We start from the raw sequence: 15,535 nt of genomic DNA on the forward strand, positions 1-15,535 counted from the left end.
TTTTCCTTATAAATCTAAATATCCAAAGACTTTTTCATATGATTTTTTAGCTGTATAATTTTGTAAGCATTTCTGATATCCATTTTGAGCAATAGCTTCTCTCTCTTGTTCATGCGATAGATAATAGATGACTTTTTTTAATAGGTCTTCCTTTGATGTGTATGTTTCAATATCTTTTTCCAATTCAAAATATTCTTTTAATTCTTCATGGTAACCGGTAATATAAAAACTCCCAGTAAAAGGAACTTCAAAATCTCTTCCTTTCAATATATATATATCATCATTTTTCCCTACCGTAGAGAAACCTAAAACAATTTTTGATTTATTAAAAATTTCAATCATCTCATCAGCTTCAGCAAAACCTTCTTTCCAACCATTTCCTTTTGTATAAACACTGATTCCATTTTGTCTCAAAAAATTAATATATTCACCCCTAACTCCATAGCTAGCTCCAACAAACCCAACATCATACTCTTTTTCTAAATATAGGTTTTTATATATTTTCTCATTTCCTGCAAAATCTTTATAAATTGGATGTCCCCCTTCAACCAAATACTTAATAATTGCACTTTTTGAAGTGGTTAATGATAGATCAAAATATTTACAAACATCTTTCATCCCTCTGTATATGCCATCTTTACCTTTTCTACTTCTAAATTTTCGCTCATCATCATAACATTCACTAATAATCGGTATATTATATTCTCTCAATTTTTTTAACGTTTCCATATCTGTCCCATGGCCAGTTATATAAATCATTATTACATCTACCTTTTTTTTAGAAGTAATATTATCAACAAAATTTAACATCAGCCGATTTTTTTGACTTTTATACTTATACCATTCCTTTGAATGTGCAACAGGTGTTAATTCAAAAATATCTACATCACCTAATTCTTTTAAAGGCGCAATAATATTATTTTCTGCAAATGTATTTATTGTATGGAACAATGTAATGATATTTAGCTTCCGCCCAGAAAAATTATTACCTTTTATTTTGTAATCATCCAAATAAAACTTTTTTCCAAACCTTTTTTTGTATATCATATTCTCAAAATGATATTTAACCTTTTTAATTAATTTCATTTTACCCTCGATATTCCAACAATAGATCAACAATTTTTTGTGTATCTTCCAAACTTTGTACCCCACTAATAGGTAAACTCAATACTTCAGAATGTATTTTTTCAGTTATAGGATAACTATTGTTACCAAATTCGTTGTATGCATTTTGTTTATGTGGAGGTATAGGATAATGAATAAGCGTTTGTACACCATTCTCCTCTAAATACTTTTGAAGTTGATTCCTATTTTTCGTTCTAATTACAAACAGGTGCCATACATGATTATCAATATTTCTAACTACAGGGAGAACTATATTCTCATTTTTTATATTTTGAAGATAATAAGCAGCAATTTTTCTTCTATTTTCTATCTCTTTATCTAAAAAATTCAACTTTACTCTCAACATTGCCGCTTGTATTTCATCGAGTCTACTATTTACACCTTTATAGAGATTTTCATACTTCTTTTGACTACCATAATTTCCTAAAGCCATTATAGTCTCTGCAAGTTGTTTATCATTAGTCGTTACAGCACCACCATCGCCTAAAGCACCCAAATTTTTTCCTGGATAAAAACTAAATCCACTTGCATCTCCAAGATTACCGGCTTTTTTATCTCCATAATATGCACCATGTGCTTGTGCTGAATCCTCAATGACTTTTAGATCATATTTTTTTGCAATCTCATTTATTTTTTCCATATTAGAAGTCTGTCCATATAAGTGAACAGGCATGATTGCTTTTGTTTTCAATGTAATTGCTTCTTCGATTTTCTCTGGATCTATTAAATAGTCATTAATACCCGCTTCAACTAAAACTGGTTTTAGGTTATTAGCACTTATCGCTAAAATCGAAGCAATATAAGTATTGGCAGGTACTATTATTTCATCCCCATCATTCATGATGCCCATCTCTTTATATGCTCTAATAATAAGTGTCAGGGCATCAAGACCGTTTGCAACTCCTACAGCATATTCAGTACCGCAATACTGGGCAAATTCATTTTCAAAACTGTTGCACTCATTCCCCTGAATATACCAACCGCTATCTATGACACGAGTGCATGCATTAATCAATTCATCTCTGTATTGAGCATTTAAATTTTTTAAATCTAAAAAAGGTATCACTTTATCTCCATTTCATAAAAATCATGTACTACAGCTCTAGCACCAAATCCTTCTTTTTGGGATATAAGCCCGGTATTTAAATATCTACCTGCATCTTCATTTGATATACCAAAATCGAAATATTTCTTATTTTTATAGACTTCTTTTATTAAATAATCTACTAGTAAATCTAATGCACCTATTTCCCGTCCCTCTTCACTATTAGCCAAATATTGTGCATGTACAATATTTTTATTTTCATAAATCAAAGCACCTGAAACTACTTTTTCATCTTTTTTGGCTATAAAAAGTCGAATATTTTTTGGAAATAACATAGCCAACTTTTTAATTTCTTCTAAACTATGCACAGGCTTTGCTTCGTGATTTGATTCTAAAACATCGGTCAACAATTGCCAAAATATTTGATAATCATTTGACTCAAACATTTCTATTGTTTCTTTTTTTGCTTTATTTATCGTCCACTTTCTTCCTTTAGAATATCGAACTTGTTCTGTTAAGTCTATAGTAGAAGTCACATCTCTTCTTAAAAGCTTTGCATCATTTCTAAAAAGTGCATATCTATCTTCTTCGGCTGGTTTAATATGGTAGATATACGGGATACACTTATATACTATTTTTTTTACATTTTGTTCTTTAAGAAAAACTTTTAAAGATTCAAAAATATTTAACATAGTTTCTGTTTTCATCTTATCATCAACCAAAAAGCCACCAAATGTAAGTCCTTGATGCGAATACAAAATATTATCTTTTATATTTGCTGGCAATACAGCTATCAACTTATCATCTTCATTAAATACCAGAAGCGAAAAATCTACGAACCTATCAGAATGGTATTCCATATAGTCTCTTTGAAAAAAAAAGTGAGTATTTTTTGAGTTTTTAACAAAACTATCCCAACTATTTTTAAATTCTTTTGTATATTTAATAACTTTCATCTATTTCTCAACCAACTCTGCATATCCAAATCCATCTTGCCCCATATTATTACCATTATAGAACATATATGTTTTTTCTTTTATTGTTATTATTGATGGGTAACTTAAATGTATAGAATCCCATCCATCCTCAGATAACTCTATTCCTAACTTTTTATCATCTCTCTCCCAATTTATGCCATCTTCTGATATAGCTTGTCCTGCTATATATCTACCATCAGTCGTACCGTAAGTAAAATTCATAATATATTTATGATCTTTTTTATATGTTCTCGGCCGCCCTATTCTATACTCTAAATTATCTTTATCATTTTCTATACACTTTATTCCATTTTCTCCAAAGTGAATTCCATCTTCTGATTCTATATAATTAATATCATATTGTGGGAAATCTATACCATTTATATTTTCCCATCCATTACCTGTAGCATACCAAAATTTAAATCTATTATCTTCATATATCACCGAATGAATTGCTCTTATATAAAGTGCCTCATCTTCCCTATCTAAAATTGGAGTATTTTTATATCTTTTGAATGTTTCACCATTATCATGGCTGATAGCAAGTCCACTATATGCCAAAAACTTTGATTTTTTAACAAGTTGAAATCCTACATAATACATGTAAATTTTGTCTTCAACTCTAATCAAATCTCCTAAAATGACTCCATTATCATCAAACATTCCATCTTTACCAATATTCAAAACAGGAACGTCTGATATTTTCAATATTTTTGATGGATTATTTGCATCTAAATCTATATAGCCTATTCTACCTACCCCTTTTACATCTCTAAAACTCACATAAACTCTTATGGTGTTTTCATCTAATAAAAATGCTGTAGGCGTAAGTGCAGAATTATCTTTCCAACTTCCATCTTTGGGTGGTTGATAAACCAAACCTTTCTTTTCCCATTTCATTGATCTTCCTTGATTTTAAATAATCTATGAGTATTTACTTTTGATAATTCTGTTTGCTTTAGTTGGTAAAATCCTCTTTCGACTGTGTCTTTCTGAATAAGAGCTCCGGCTCCTATAAAATTATCTTTGGCTATTTTCGTATTATCTTCTACAGTACAATTCACTCCTAAAAATGAATTTTCACCAACTTCACAAAATCCAGAAATTACACAATGGGAAGATACAAAACAATTATCTTTTATAGTAGAATTATGTCCAATATGATTTCCACTCCATAAAGTGACATTATTTCCAATTTTGACAAAAGGTTGCAAGGTATTATCTTCAAAAATAAAACAATTCTCACCAATCTCAACATTTCTCCATACAAATGCTTTTGAGCTGATATAACTAGCACATGTATAACCTTTTCTTTTAGCTTCTCCATAAATTTTTGTTCTATTTCTATTTAATTTTCCCGAACTAATCGCAACATATACTTCATACTCATTTGGATTATAGTTTTTTTCTAATGTTTCAAAAGGAACAACTGGTAAATTATTTACTATTTCATCTTTAATAAATTTTTCATTTACACTAAATGCTATTACTTCATAAGTTGAATCGAATTGAAAATACTCATACGCGATTAAACCCGTCTCTCCACTTCCTATAATGATAAGTTTTTTAGTTTTTTGCATTATTAACCTTCGATATAAAAGATTGATAATCCCTGATATAGTCAGATTCATCATACAGTTCGTTTGCAATTACAACCAGTACACAATCATCGCTAAAGTCATACATTTCTCGCCATATAAGCCCTTCTATTAAAAGACCTTTGTTTGGACTATTAAGTGTAATCTCTTCTCTTTGTTTACCATTGTCCAAAATAAAAGTGCAACTACCTTTTACGACTATAGCTATTTGCTTCAGATTGATGTGAGCATGATAACCTCTTATCACACCTTCTTTAGTGTCAAATATATAATATACTCTTTTTATATCAAATGGGGCATTATACCCTTCTTCTATAGCGATAAGAGAACCTCTTTCATCTCCTAAGGTTTTAAAATTTATCAATTCATAATTAGACATTTCATACTTCCTGTAGTTTTACACCATTTTTAAAAATATAATCATCCCACTCATATTTTTCCAGTAATTCATTATTAATAACTTCAATCATATATTTCGTAACTCTTTTTGCATTTACTATTTCATAAGCTTTTCTGGAACCTGACGCTCCAATTTTTTCATACAATCTATTACTAAGATATTGTTTAATTTTATTAAAACAATCTTCAACTCCTATAAAGTAAACAATCTCTTTATTATTTTTAAATAACCTATCCATTTCATTTACTTCTGGTGTAAAAGTACAAACACCAACACCTAAAAAATGGTTCATTCTATCAGAGGACTCCATGACTTTATTTTCGTTCTTTTTATCTAAATATTCATCTCTATTAAAATTAATTGCAATCTTAGATTTAGATATTTCATCATAATAATTTTGTCCAAAAACTGGAGGGTTACCAAGAGAACCAAAAAGTTTTAGTTTTAAATTATTTTTTTTACAGAATTTATCTAATTCAACTGCAAATTTATATCTAATATCCTCCTTATGATCTCTCGCTATATATATAATATCATATTGCTTTTCTTTATTTTTTGATTTATCGAAAGCTTCATCCGTTATAGATGGCAAATATGCACATGTTAGATTTTCAAAACTTTTAGATAACTTCTCTAATCTTGAACCAGCAGTCTGAAAAAAGAAATCTATATACTCAAACTGTTCAAAAAAGATATTATTTTGTGTTTCAACTATATCAACAAACCATTTAGCTATATTTATCTGTGGATTACTATCCTTAATTTTTTTAAAGTTTGTGGAGATATCATCTCAGCTTTTGATAATAACAGTAGATCCGGCTTTAAATTTCGACAAAGTTCAATCAGGCTTTTATTCATCTCTTGAATAGCTTTTTTCTTAAATGCTAAAAATCTATTATTTTTTGCAATATCCCTATAACTAAAATCATATACTAAGTGATTATTTTGAGTCAAACCATGAGATATTTTTCTATCCATTGAATAATAAACATTACCATATTTATTTTCACTAAAGTTTGCACAGTGAACAATTTTTAAAGTACCATGTATTATTCTTGCCACATCATTTCCTTTATAAAATCTATAATCCGATCACATGCCTTTCCATCACCATAAGGATTATGTGCTTTACTCATTCTCTCATATTCCTTTTCATCATCTAAAAGCTTCTGTGCTTCATCTATGATCGTTTGCGAATGTGTTCCTACCAGTTTCACTGTGCCTGCTTCAACGGCTTCTGGCCGTTCAGTAGTATCTCTCATTACAAGTACCGGTTTTCCTAAACTCGGAGCTTCTTCCTGAACTCCACCGGAATCTGTGATAATAAAGTATGATTTATTCATCATATAAATAAAGTTTTCATACTGTAGTGGTTCTATCAAAAATACATTTGATACATCAGATAGTATCTCTTTCACAGGTTTTTGAACATTTGGATTGAGATGGACCGGGTAAACGATATCAATATCTGTATTGTTTTTCGCTAGTGTTTTTAGTGCTTCGCAGATATTGATAAATCCTTGTCCAAAGTTTTCTCTTCTGTGACCGGTTACAAGTATCAATTTCTTAGTATCATTAAATTGATACTGAGAATTTATAGATGCAATGATTTTATTTTTTAGTTGAGGAGTATTTTCTATTTTATCTAAAGCTAAAAATAGTGCATCTATAACAGTATTTCCAGTTACTAAAATAGTGTCCTTATTTTTATTTTCTTTAAGAAGATTATCTTCACTTGTAGTGGTTGGAGCAAAGTGGTAGTTTGCCAAGATACCTGTTATCTGTCTATTAGCTTCTTCAGGCCAAGGGCTGTATAGGTCACCCGTTCTTAAGCCTGCTTCTACATGCCCTACTTTTATTTTATGATAAAACGCTGCAAGAGAACTGGCACTTGTAGTTGTCGTATCTCCATGTACCAAGACAATATCAGGATTAAAGTCAGCCAATACACCTTTCATACCTAACAAGACATTGGATGTTACATCAAATAAGTCTTGTCCTGGTTTCATTATATTTAAATCATAATCAGGCTTAATATCAAACATCTCAAGCACTTGGTCTAACATCTCTCTATGTTGTGCGGTTACACATACTTTGGATAAAATTGAAGCCTCTTTTTCAAATGCTTTTACTAAAGGCGCCATTTTTATGGCCTCTGGTCTTGTTCCAAATACTAAAAGTACTTTTTTCATTTTAAAAGCTCTTTGTATTCATTCAATGTCTTGTTTGCTATTTGGATCCAATCAAAATTTTCTTCAACAAACTTCTTAGAGTTTTCACCCATTTTTGTAAGGTCCCCTTCTAAAATCTTATCAATTTTTTCGGCCAAGTCTTTAGGGTCTTTTGGTTCACAAAGATATCCATTGATACCATCTTTTATTAAAACAGGTATTCCACCCACTTTTGTACCAACTAAAGGTAAAGATGCAGCCATTGCTTCCAATCCGCTGATACTTGTAGCCTCCATTAAGGATGGTAAGATGGAGAGATCAGAAGCACTGTAATAGTCAATGATTTCATCATGTTTTTTGGACCCCAAAAGAATAAATCTATTTTTAAAATTTTCTTCTAAAATATTTTTGACTTCGTGGAACTGTTCACCATCACCGATAAAAAGTAGTTTTAATTTATCATTTTTTATATATTTAGTTGCTAGAGCAAGATAGTTAATTCCATTTTTCCAAACCATTCTTCGAGTCATGATCGCTAGTATTTCATCATCCTTAATGGATAATTCTGCTCTTAATTTTTTTCGAACCTCTTCATTTCTTGTAAATTTAGAAGAGATCACACCGTTTGAAATAAAAACCTTTTTTGCATCAATATGAAAAGGGACTTCAAGAAGTTCTTCACTTGGTGCCAAAAATAATTTGGGTTTACTGAACAGTCTTTTTAAGAGAGGGATTCTATATCCGCCTTTTTTAATTCTTTTCAAATAACCGGAAGTATGGTTTGTGTACACCAGAGGAATATCTTTGATATTGTAAAATTCTAATGGTCTCATCCCATGTATATGTATGATATCAAAATGGTTTTCTTTTGCCAGTTTTTTTAAAAATTTATTGATCTGATATCCGTAGGTAAACCCAATATATTTTAAATTGAATCTATAAATATCAATGCCATCTACCGTTTCAAAGGCTTTTTGACCTTTCTCAACAAATTTAGTAGCAACACTGACATGACATCCTATATTTTTTAAAGCTTGTGAAAGCTCATAGACATGTGCAGTAATGCCTCCTACTGTTGGAGGATAATCCAAACTAACCATTAATATTTTCATCGTTTTAATAAGCCTTCATATACTGCAATAGTCTTTTCTACCATATTCTTCAAGGAAAAATTATAAGTTACATAATTATATCCATCGAACTTTAATTCCTTTGACTTTAAAATTTTTTCAGTCAATACTTCACTCTCACCTACAGGATAAAAAAATCCATTTTCACCTTCAACGATAATATCCAATACGCCTCCATGACTTGTCGCCACTACAGGCGTGTTAAGAGCCAATGCTTCAGCAACACTTCTTCCAAAACTCTCTGGTTTTTTAGAACTGCTCACCACTACATCACTTAAAGCATAAATTTCAGCCACCCTACTTTGTGAACCGGTAAAGATGATAGTATCCTCTAAACCTAACTCTTTCAGCAAGCCTTCTAAGGAGTGAAAATACTCCTGTTTGTCTTCTCGTACTCCACCAACGATCAAGCCTACAATATTTGGATCATTTTTTTTCAATAAAGCAATAGCACGGATAAAGGTCTGATGGTCTTTGAGTTGCGTGATACGTCCTACCGTTGTGATGATTCGTTTATCTTCTAAATGATACTCTTTTTTGAAATCTTCGATAAATGATTGATCAAGATTTTGAGGATTGAATTTTTCTAAGTCTATGCCTCGTGGTATTACGTTGATCTTCTTCTCTTCTGTGTGATAATGCTCTTGGATATACGCTTTGATGGCACCGCTCACACATATCACCCTATCTCCTTTTGCCATAATGGCACTGTAAGGGCTCACACTGTTAAATCCATGCACTGTGGTAACAAAAGGGATATGCAGCTTTTTATTTGCCAGGTAAGTAAGCCATGCAGGGACTCTGCTTCTTGCATGAAGGATATCAGGCTTCAATTCGCTCAAGATTTTTTGTAATTTCACTATACGTAAAGGAGCAGTCAAAGGATTTTTGGAACAGACATCAAAAGTGATATGTATCCCGCCCTCTTTTGTGATCTGTTCTTCCAGTTTTCCCCCTGCACTGATCACGATACTCTCATGCCCCAATTTCACCAACTCACGGCTCAACTCTACAGTACCGCGTTCTACACCGCCTTCATTCAGTTCAGGCAATAACTGTACTATCTTCATAGACTTACCCCTTCAAGGTATGTCTTAAAATCTATTTTTTTATTATGATGTTTTATAGTGCCATCAAAAATATGCAGATACCCTTCTTTTTCCAACATATCTATGAATCGGGTGAATTTATTATCTTTCTCACTCTCTAAAGGTAAAACAACCACATTAGACTTACCGTAGGAGACCGCTTCTGAGATCATAGAGGTACTGTCACCTGTGATAAACACCGTCTCGCACTGTTCTAGAAAATCAGGAATGGGATTGACGGGATTTTTAGAGAAGATCACTTCATAATCAAAAGCATATGACGCTATCAAATCTTCTATCTCTTTACTGGTTCTAGGAGATGTGGTGATAGCAACCTCATACTCTCTGTATGCGTCAACTATCGTGTCTAATTGTGCCTGTAGTTCTTCTTTCAACATAGTAAAACTTTTATTGTCCCCACCAATCACGATACCTATAGACTTTTTTTGTGCCTTATAAAGTCCTTTAGGCTCCACATAAGAAAAATTTGCAAGTATCTCTATAATGTTCTTCTGTTTAGGCGGATTGTCATGGCTTTGAGCAAAGATAATATCAAAATCATAGTGATAACCTCGAGGCAGCATCATCGCTACCGATCTTGCATGCATTTTTTTAGCCAGCACTTTCGTTGCATAGGATGTGCTGGAGCCTGTCCCCACGACCATATCATATGTTTTATCTAACTGTATATCAAACAGATTTTCACTGTATATTCCTACTTTATCAAATATATAGCTCAGTGCTTTAAACCATTGATGTTTAAATGTGACCGATACAACATCATAAGATACATTCAAATACTTCACAAAAGCTAGCGACTGATTCAGATGTCCCGGACGACCATCACTGAGTATAAGTACTCTACTCACAGCCGCCACCTGTTATGCATCCAGAACCATTGAGAAGGATACTTTCTAACGACATCCTCGATGGCTTTATTGTATTGCAAAGTCATCGCTTCAAGCTTTTTCTGCTGATCTTCTATCTCATCTGCCATATACTCAACGGGTGCATTGATCACCAACTCATACAACCCGTCACTACCTCTCACTACAAAAACAGGTACGATCAAGGGATCAAGCTTCAATTTCAGTGAAGCAACAGAAAGCGTGGTTTCCGCAGGTTTTCCAAAAAAGTCTATCTTGGCACTGTGTGAACCACCCGATTTCTGATCTATAAGCAGTCCCACATTCCCCTTCGCTTTCAGCTTTTTCATCATAGAAAGCATTGCTTTATCTTTACTTGCAGCACTGTTACCGTATTTCTCACGAAACGGTGTGGTAATGTTGGATTCTATCAGTCTGTTGTTTCCCTTGCGTCCTATGACGATCATAGGGAGTCCGTTTTTTGCGATAAAGTGTGCCATGAGTTCCCAGTTGGAGAAATGTGCCGTCATAAAGACGATACCATGTGGACTGTTTTGTGCCAATTCTTGTAATTTCTCTTTGACTTCTTCTCTGTTTTTGATCGCATTGTCGATATCGAATTTTCCCGTGAACATCAACAAAATTTCAGTAATGGTTTTAGAGAGTTCCCTGTACACTTCTTTAGAGAGGATCACTATCTCTTGAGGTGTTTTCTCAGGAAAGGCCATGGCAAGATTAGTAATAGTAAGATGGCGTCTTTTTTTATCTAGTCGGTAGACAAGAAGGGTAAGCGCTTTCATCATCATATAAATAAATGATGTAGGTGCTATCTTTGCCAACCACAAAAATAGTCTTACAAACGCATACTCTATTTTTTCTCTCATTCCTATCCTGTCTGCAAATATGATATGTAATTTTACCCAAATAGCCTAAAGGATAAAGACTCCAAACACCTGCTTTCAATTTAATTTGCTATAATCACAGTAATTTATAAGAGTATCAAAGGAATACGATCGTGATAGGAATCGTCGATTACAACATGGGGAACCTGGCCTCTGTCATTAATGCATTTGCCAAGGTCGGTGCAGATGCCACTCTGGAGAGTGACCCTTCCAAACTTGGCCAGTATGATAAACTCATCCTACCTGGGGTAGGTGCCTATGGTGATGCTATGGAACACCTCAAAGCAAACGGTATGGATAAAGCAGTCATTGATTTTGCTGCATCAGGCAAACCACTTTTAGGTATCTGCCTTGGGATGCAATTGCTTTTTGAAAGTTCTGAAGAGTTTGGACAGACACAAGGTTTGGGACTGATTCCCGGCAAAGTCGTTGCTTTTGATGAAAAGAAATTTGACCATCACCTCAAAGTACCGCATATGGGTTGGAATGAACTCTTTCAACAAAAAGAAACGGCTATCTTTGCCGGACTGAACAAAGACTTCTATCTCTACTTTGTCCACTCATTCCATGCTGTATGTGATGATCAATACGTCATAGGAAAAACACACTATGGGTATGAGTTTGTATCGGCCGTACAAAATGGGAACATTTACGGTATCCAACCACACCCTGAGAAAAGCCATGAGAATGGTTTGAAAATCATAGAAAATTTTACAAAACTATAGGAAAAGAACAGATGACAATACTACCAGCAATAGACCTTAAAGACGGTAAAGCAGTAAGACTAAGCAAAGGGCTCATGGAATCTGCAAAGATCTACTCGGATGAACCTTGGCAAGTGGCCAAACGTTTTGAAGAGCTTGGGAGTGAATGGGTGCACCTTGTTGACCTTAACGGTGCTTTTGCAGGTAAGCCTGAGAACTTAGAGCAGATCAGACAAATTCGTGAGCACTGCAACCTCAAACTTGAACTGGGTGGAGGTATCCGTGATGAAGAGACTATCAAGATGTACCTTGACTTGGGGGTTGACAGACTCATATTGGGTTCAGTAGCAGTAAAAAACCCTCAGTTTGTAAAAGATATGGCAGCCAAATACCCAATCGTTGTGGGCATTGATGCCATAGACGGCATGGTCGCTGTGGAAGGCTGGGCAGAAGTGAGTGATATGAAAGCCACTGACCTTGCACGGGAATTTGCCAACGCAGGTGTACAAGCAATCATCTGTACTGATGTAGGCCGTGACGGAATGATGACAGGGGTCAATGTAGATTTTACACTGGAAATTCAAAAGGCTTCAGGCCTTGAAACGATCGCTTCTGGCGGATTAAAAGATATGACAGATATCAATGCACTTATAGAGGCAGGTATCGATGGTACGATCGTAGGTAAAGCTTTCTACGAAGGTACACTTGACTTGGAAGAAGCATTTAAGGTTGCTAATGCAAGATAAATATTATGAACTGACCATCACACTTGATGATACTTATGTAGATTTTATCGCAGACTTCATTGCCAATATTTATGGTGAAGGACTGGAACTCGGTACAGGAAAGATCATCGTACGAAGTGAATCTGATTTAACTTTCGTTAAAGATGCACTTGTATCATTAGCCGGTACTTTAAGTAATGCCATCAAAATGGACTATACACTCGAAGAGAAAGAAAATATAGACTGGATAAAAACCTATCAAGACTCTATCCAACCTATAGAAGCTGGTAAATTCTATATCTTCCCAAGCTGGTATGCGCCTAAAGAAGAGTGTATCAATATCAAAATAGACCCTGCACTTGCTTTTGGTTCAGGACACCATGCCACGACATTTTCATGTTTGGAGGCTATCAGCACTTATGTCGATGCCGGTAAATCTGTTATAGATGTCGGTTGTGGTTCTGGTATTTTGGGTCTTGCGTGTAAGAAACTGGGGGCAAATGTAGAACTTTGTGACACGGACCCTCTCTCTGTTGAAAGTTGTAAAGAGAACTTCACACTCAACGAAGAAACCTACGACAAACTCTGGGAAGGCTCTATAGACAAAGCTGAAGGTACCTATGATATAGTCATTGCAAATATCATAGCAGATGTACTCAGATTTATCGCAAAAGATTTAAAATCTGCGTGTAAAGAAGATGGACTGTTGATACTTTCAGGTATTTTAGATAAAAAAGAAAACCTAGTAGTAGAATCATTTAAAGAACTTACACTAGTACAAAGAATACTTAAAGATGAATGGGTCACACTCGTATATAAGAAGGAAATAAATGGCTAAGCAAAATAATAATCAAGATAATAATAATAATAATTTTTTCAACAATAACCCGTTATTGGCGTTTGCACTCTTTTCTATTGTTATCATCATGATCTTTAAATCATTTGTGGGTGATAGTGGCGGTCTTGGCAATATGCTCGACAGCAGCAACAATGTCACACAAACCAAGACAGTAAAATACTCTGAGATCAAGAGTGAAATAGCAAAAGGAACGATCACATCTGTAAAACTTACGCCTACAACGGTAGAAGCTATCGCTGATATCGATGGACGTAAAACGCGTTTTATTGCACAAAATGTTCCAACCTATGACAAAGATCTTATCCCTCTTTTGGAAGAAAAACATATCACTTATGAAGGTATCATGGGGGGTGGCTTTCTCTCTGATCTTTTAGGGTCACTGCTGCCTATCCTCATCTTCTTTGCTATTTGGATCTTCTTGGCTAAAAAAATGTCTAAAGGTATGGGGGGCGGTATACTGGGTGCAGGTAAAGCCGACAAGCTGATAAACTCTGAAAAACCTGATACGAAGTTTCATGATGTACAGGGAGTGGAAGAAGCCAAAGATGAAGTAAAAGAGATCGTTGATTTCCTTAAATTCCCTGAACGTTATATAGAACTGGGAGCAAAGATCCCCAAAGGTTTACTTTTAGTAGGACCTCCAGGTACGGGTAAAACACTGCTTGCAAAAGCTGTGGCAGGTGAAGCCTCCGTTCCTTTCTTCTCTGTAAGTGGTTCAAGTTTCATTGAAATGTTTGTGGGTGTAGGCGCAAGCCGTGTACGTGATCTTTTTGCCCAGGCAAAAAAAGAAGCACCCTCTATTATTTTCATTGATGAGATCGATGCCATTGGTAAAAGCCGTGCATCGGGTGGACAGATGGGTGGAAATGATGAAAGAGAACAGACACTCAACCAACTACTCGCAGAGATGGACGGTTTTGGTACAAATACCCCTGTGATAGTACTTGCTGCGACGAACAGACCAGAAACACTGGATGCAGCCCTTCTTAGAGCAGGACGTTTTGACAGACAGGTACTGGTAGACAAACCTGATTATGACGGACGTTTGGCTATTTTGAAAGTACATTCTAAAGATGTGAAACTAGCAGCCAATGTTGATTTAACTATTGTTGCAAAACAGACAGCTGGTTTGGCAGGTGCTGATCTGGCGAATATCATCAACGAAGCTGCGCTTTTAGCCGGAAGATTTAACAAAAAAGAGATAGAACAAGAAGATCTTTTAGAATCTATAGAGCGTTCATTTGTGGGACTCGAAAAGAAGAATAGAAAGATCTCAGAAGTTGAGAAAAAGATCGTAGCCTATCATGAAAGTGGTCATGCACTGATGGCAGAACTTACACCAGGTGCCACACGTGTCACAAAAGTCTCTATTATTCCTAGAGGATTGGGTGCATTGGGCTATACCCTGCACCTTCCTGAGGATGAAGAGCGTTTCTTAAAACAAAAGCATGAGCTTATGGCTGAGATAGATGTACTTCTTGGTGGCCGTGCGGCTGAAGAAGTTTTCATCGGTGAGATAAGTACAGGTGCAGGGAATGACCTTGACCGTGCAACGGCTATTTTAAAAGATATGATCTCTGTATATGGGATGACCGATGTGGCAGGGCTCATGGTTCTTTCTCGTAGCCAAAACTCTTTCCTTGGCGGTGGTGCAGTATCCACAGACTATAGTGAGAAAATGGCAGAAGATATGGATAACTATATCCGTTCTACGTTGAATGAACGTTATACCTATGTCAAAAATACGTTAACTGATTACCATCAAGCCATAGAAAATATGACGGCTGTACTTTTAGATGTTGAAGTGATCGAAGGTAAGAAAGTACGTGAGATCATAGAGAATTATGAAAAAGAGAATAATATGAAGAGCCGTCTAGCCCATGGTGATAAAATAGCAAAAGCTGAAGCTGAAACTGCCGAGAAAGAAAAAACTGACGAGTAACCA

At 34.7% G+C, this 15,535-nt stretch carries 17 protein-coding genes; 4 read left to right on the forward strand and 13 right to left on the reverse strand.

What is annotated here, in order from left to right:
* Positions 1–6: 6 nt before the first annotated feature.
* The 13 genes from SULAR_RS10920 to SULAR_RS06580 form a co-directional block, all read right to left on the reverse strand.
* Positions 7–1,086, reverse strand: a complete 1,080-nt coding sequence (locus SULAR_RS10920) for a glycosyltransferase (RefSeq protein ID WP_008244250.1) — start codon at positions 1,084–1,086, stop codon at positions 7–9.
* A gap of 1 nt (position 1,087) precedes the next feature.
* A complete protein-coding gene (locus tag SULAR_RS06525) occupies positions 1,088–2,191 on the reverse strand; it encodes a DegT/DnrJ/EryC1/StrS aminotransferase family protein (RefSeq protein WP_008244252.1) in 1,104 nt (367 codons plus the stop codon).
* Entirely contained in the window at positions 2,188–3,126 is a 939-nt protein-coding gene (locus tag SULAR_RS06530) for a GNAT family N-acetyltransferase (RefSeq protein ID WP_008244254.1), read from the reverse strand. Before SULAR_RS06530 ends, SULAR_RS06525 begins: the two co-directional genes overlap by 4 nt.
* Positions 3,127–4,047, reverse strand: coding sequence for a hypothetical protein (locus SULAR_RS06535; protein ID WP_008244256.1), 921 nt, complete (start codon positions 4,045–4,047; stop codon positions 3,127–3,129).
* Positions 4,044–4,727 carry an acetyltransferase gene (locus SULAR_RS06540; RefSeq protein ID WP_008244258.1) on the reverse strand — a complete coding sequence of 228 codons (684 nt, stop codon included), beginning with the start codon at positions 4,725–4,727 and terminating at the stop codon, positions 4,044–4,046. Before SULAR_RS06540 ends, SULAR_RS06535 begins: the two co-directional genes overlap by 4 nt.
* Positions 4,714–5,124: an FdtA/QdtA family cupin domain-containing protein gene (locus SULAR_RS06545; protein WP_008244261.1), complete on the reverse strand. Its 411-nt coding sequence runs from the start codon at positions 5,122–5,124 to the stop codon at positions 4,714–4,716. Before SULAR_RS06545 ends, SULAR_RS06540 begins: the two co-directional genes overlap by 14 nt.
* 1 nt (position 5,125) lies before the next feature.
* Positions 5,126–5,737, reverse strand: coding sequence for a glycosyltransferase (locus SULAR_RS06550; RefSeq protein ID WP_038000215.1), 612 nt, complete (start codon positions 5,735–5,737; stop codon positions 5,126–5,128).
* Between the two features lie 146 nt (positions 5,738–5,883).
* Positions 5,884–6,207 (reverse strand): hypothetical protein, encoded by a 324-nt coding sequence (locus tag SULAR_RS06555; protein WP_038000218.1) that lies wholly within the window; start codon positions 6,205–6,207, stop codon positions 5,884–5,886.
* Positions 6,195–7,337, reverse strand: a complete 1,143-nt coding sequence (gene wecB, locus SULAR_RS06560; RefSeq protein WP_008244262.1) for a non-hydrolyzing UDP-N-acetylglucosamine 2-epimerase — start codon at positions 7,335–7,337, stop codon at positions 6,195–6,197. Before wecB ends, SULAR_RS06555 begins: the two co-directional genes overlap by 13 nt.
* Positions 7,334–8,428 (reverse strand): glycosyltransferase family 4 protein, encoded by a 1,095-nt coding sequence (locus SULAR_RS06565; protein WP_008244263.1) that lies wholly within the window; start codon positions 8,426–8,428, stop codon positions 7,334–7,336. The genes wecB and SULAR_RS06565 overlap by 4 nt, the downstream gene beginning before the upstream one ends.
* Positions 8,425–9,516, reverse strand: coding sequence for a glycosyltransferase family 4 protein (locus SULAR_RS06570; RefSeq protein ID WP_008244264.1), 1,092 nt, complete (start codon positions 9,514–9,516; stop codon positions 8,425–8,427). Before SULAR_RS06570 ends, SULAR_RS06565 begins: the two co-directional genes overlap by 4 nt.
* Positions 9,513–10,403: an ELM1/GtrOC1 family putative glycosyltransferase gene (locus SULAR_RS06575; RefSeq protein WP_008244265.1), complete on the reverse strand. Its 891-nt coding sequence runs from the start codon at positions 10,401–10,403 to the stop codon at positions 9,513–9,515. Before SULAR_RS06575 ends, SULAR_RS06570 begins: the two co-directional genes overlap by 4 nt.
* Positions 10,400–11,284: a lysophospholipid acyltransferase family protein gene (locus tag SULAR_RS06580; RefSeq protein WP_008244266.1), complete on the reverse strand. Its 885-nt coding sequence runs from the start codon at positions 11,282–11,284 to the stop codon at positions 10,400–10,402. Before SULAR_RS06580 ends, SULAR_RS06575 begins: the two co-directional genes overlap by 4 nt.
* A gap of 131 nt (positions 11,285–11,415) precedes the next feature.
* Between SULAR_RS06580 and hisH the strand changes: the two genes are divergently transcribed.
* Genes hisH through ftsH form a run of 4 tightly spaced genes read left to right on the forward strand, consistent with a single transcriptional unit; the run spans position 11,416 to position 15,532 of the window.
* Positions 11,416–12,027 carry an imidazole glycerol phosphate synthase subunit HisH gene (hisH, locus tag SULAR_RS06585; protein WP_008244267.1) on the forward strand — a complete coding sequence of 204 codons (612 nt, stop codon included), beginning with the start codon at positions 11,416–11,418 and terminating at the stop codon, positions 12,025–12,027.
* Between the two features lie 11 nt (positions 12,028–12,038).
* Positions 12,039–12,752 (forward strand): 1-(5-phosphoribosyl)-5-[(5-phosphoribosylamino)methylideneamino]imidazole-4-carboxamide isomerase, encoded by a 714-nt coding sequence (hisA, locus tag SULAR_RS06590; RefSeq protein WP_008244268.1) that lies wholly within the window; start codon positions 12,039–12,041, stop codon positions 12,750–12,752.
* The gene (locus SULAR_RS06595; RefSeq protein WP_008244270.1) at positions 12,742–13,569 is read left to right on the forward strand and encodes a 50S ribosomal protein L11 methyltransferase; all 828 of its coding nucleotides are present in this window, start codon (positions 12,742–12,744) and stop codon (positions 13,567–13,569) included. The genes hisA and SULAR_RS06595 overlap by 11 nt, the downstream gene beginning before the upstream one ends.
* The gene (gene ftsH, locus SULAR_RS06600; RefSeq protein WP_008244273.1) at positions 13,562–15,532 is read left to right on the forward strand and encodes an ATP-dependent zinc metalloprotease FtsH; all 1,971 of its coding nucleotides are present in this window, start codon (positions 13,562–13,564) and stop codon (positions 15,530–15,532) included. Before SULAR_RS06595 ends, ftsH begins: the two co-directional genes overlap by 8 nt.
* The last annotated feature ends 3 nt before the right edge of the window (positions 15,533–15,535 follow it).

This window comes from Sulfurovum sp. AR (genome assembly GCF_000296775.1).
Taxonomy (GTDB): domain Bacteria; phylum Campylobacterota; class Campylobacteria; order Campylobacterales; family Sulfurovaceae; genus Sulfurovum; species Sulfurovum xiamenensis.

Coding starts and splice junctions, on each gene's coding strand:
- SULAR_RS10920 (WP_008244250.1), bottom strand. CDS start 1,086: ATGAAATTAATTAAAAAGGTTAAATATCATTTTGAGAATATGATATAC.
- SULAR_RS06535 (WP_008244256.1), bottom strand. CDS start 4,047: ATGAAATGGGAAAAGAAAGGTTTGGTTTATCAACCACCCAAAGATGGA.
- SULAR_RS06530 (WP_008244254.1), bottom strand. CDS start 3,126: ATGAAAGTTATTAAATATACAAAAGAATTTAAAAATAGTTGGGATAGT.
- ftsH (WP_008244273.1), top strand. CDS start 13,562: ATGGCTAAGCAAAATAATAATCAAGATAATAATAATAATAATTTTTTC.
- wecB (WP_008244262.1), bottom strand. CDS start 7,337: ATGAAAAAAGTACTTTTAGTATTTGGAACAAGACCAGAGGCCATAAAA.
- SULAR_RS06540 (WP_008244258.1), bottom strand. CDS start 4,727: ATGCAAAAAACTAAAAAACTTATCATTATAGGAAGTGGAGAGACGGGT.
- hisA (WP_008244268.1), top strand. CDS start 12,039: ATGACAATACTACCAGCAATAGACCTTAAAGACGGTAAAGCAGTAAGA.
- SULAR_RS06545 (WP_008244261.1), bottom strand. CDS start 5,124: ATGTCTAATTATGAATTGATAAATTTTAAAACCTTAGGAGATGAAAGA.
- SULAR_RS06570 (WP_008244264.1), bottom strand. CDS start 9,516: ATGAAGATAGTACAGTTATTGCCTGAACTGAATGAAGGCGGTGTAGAA.
- SULAR_RS06580 (WP_008244266.1), bottom strand. CDS start 11,284: ATGAGAGAAAAAATAGAGTATGCGTTTGTAAGACTATTTTTGTGGTTG.
- SULAR_RS06595 (WP_008244270.1), top strand. CDS start 12,742: ATGCAAGATAAATATTATGAACTGACCATCACACTTGATGATACTTAT.
- SULAR_RS06565 (WP_008244263.1), bottom strand. CDS start 8,428: ATGAAAATATTAATGGTTAGTTTGGATTATCCTCCAACAGTAGGAGGC.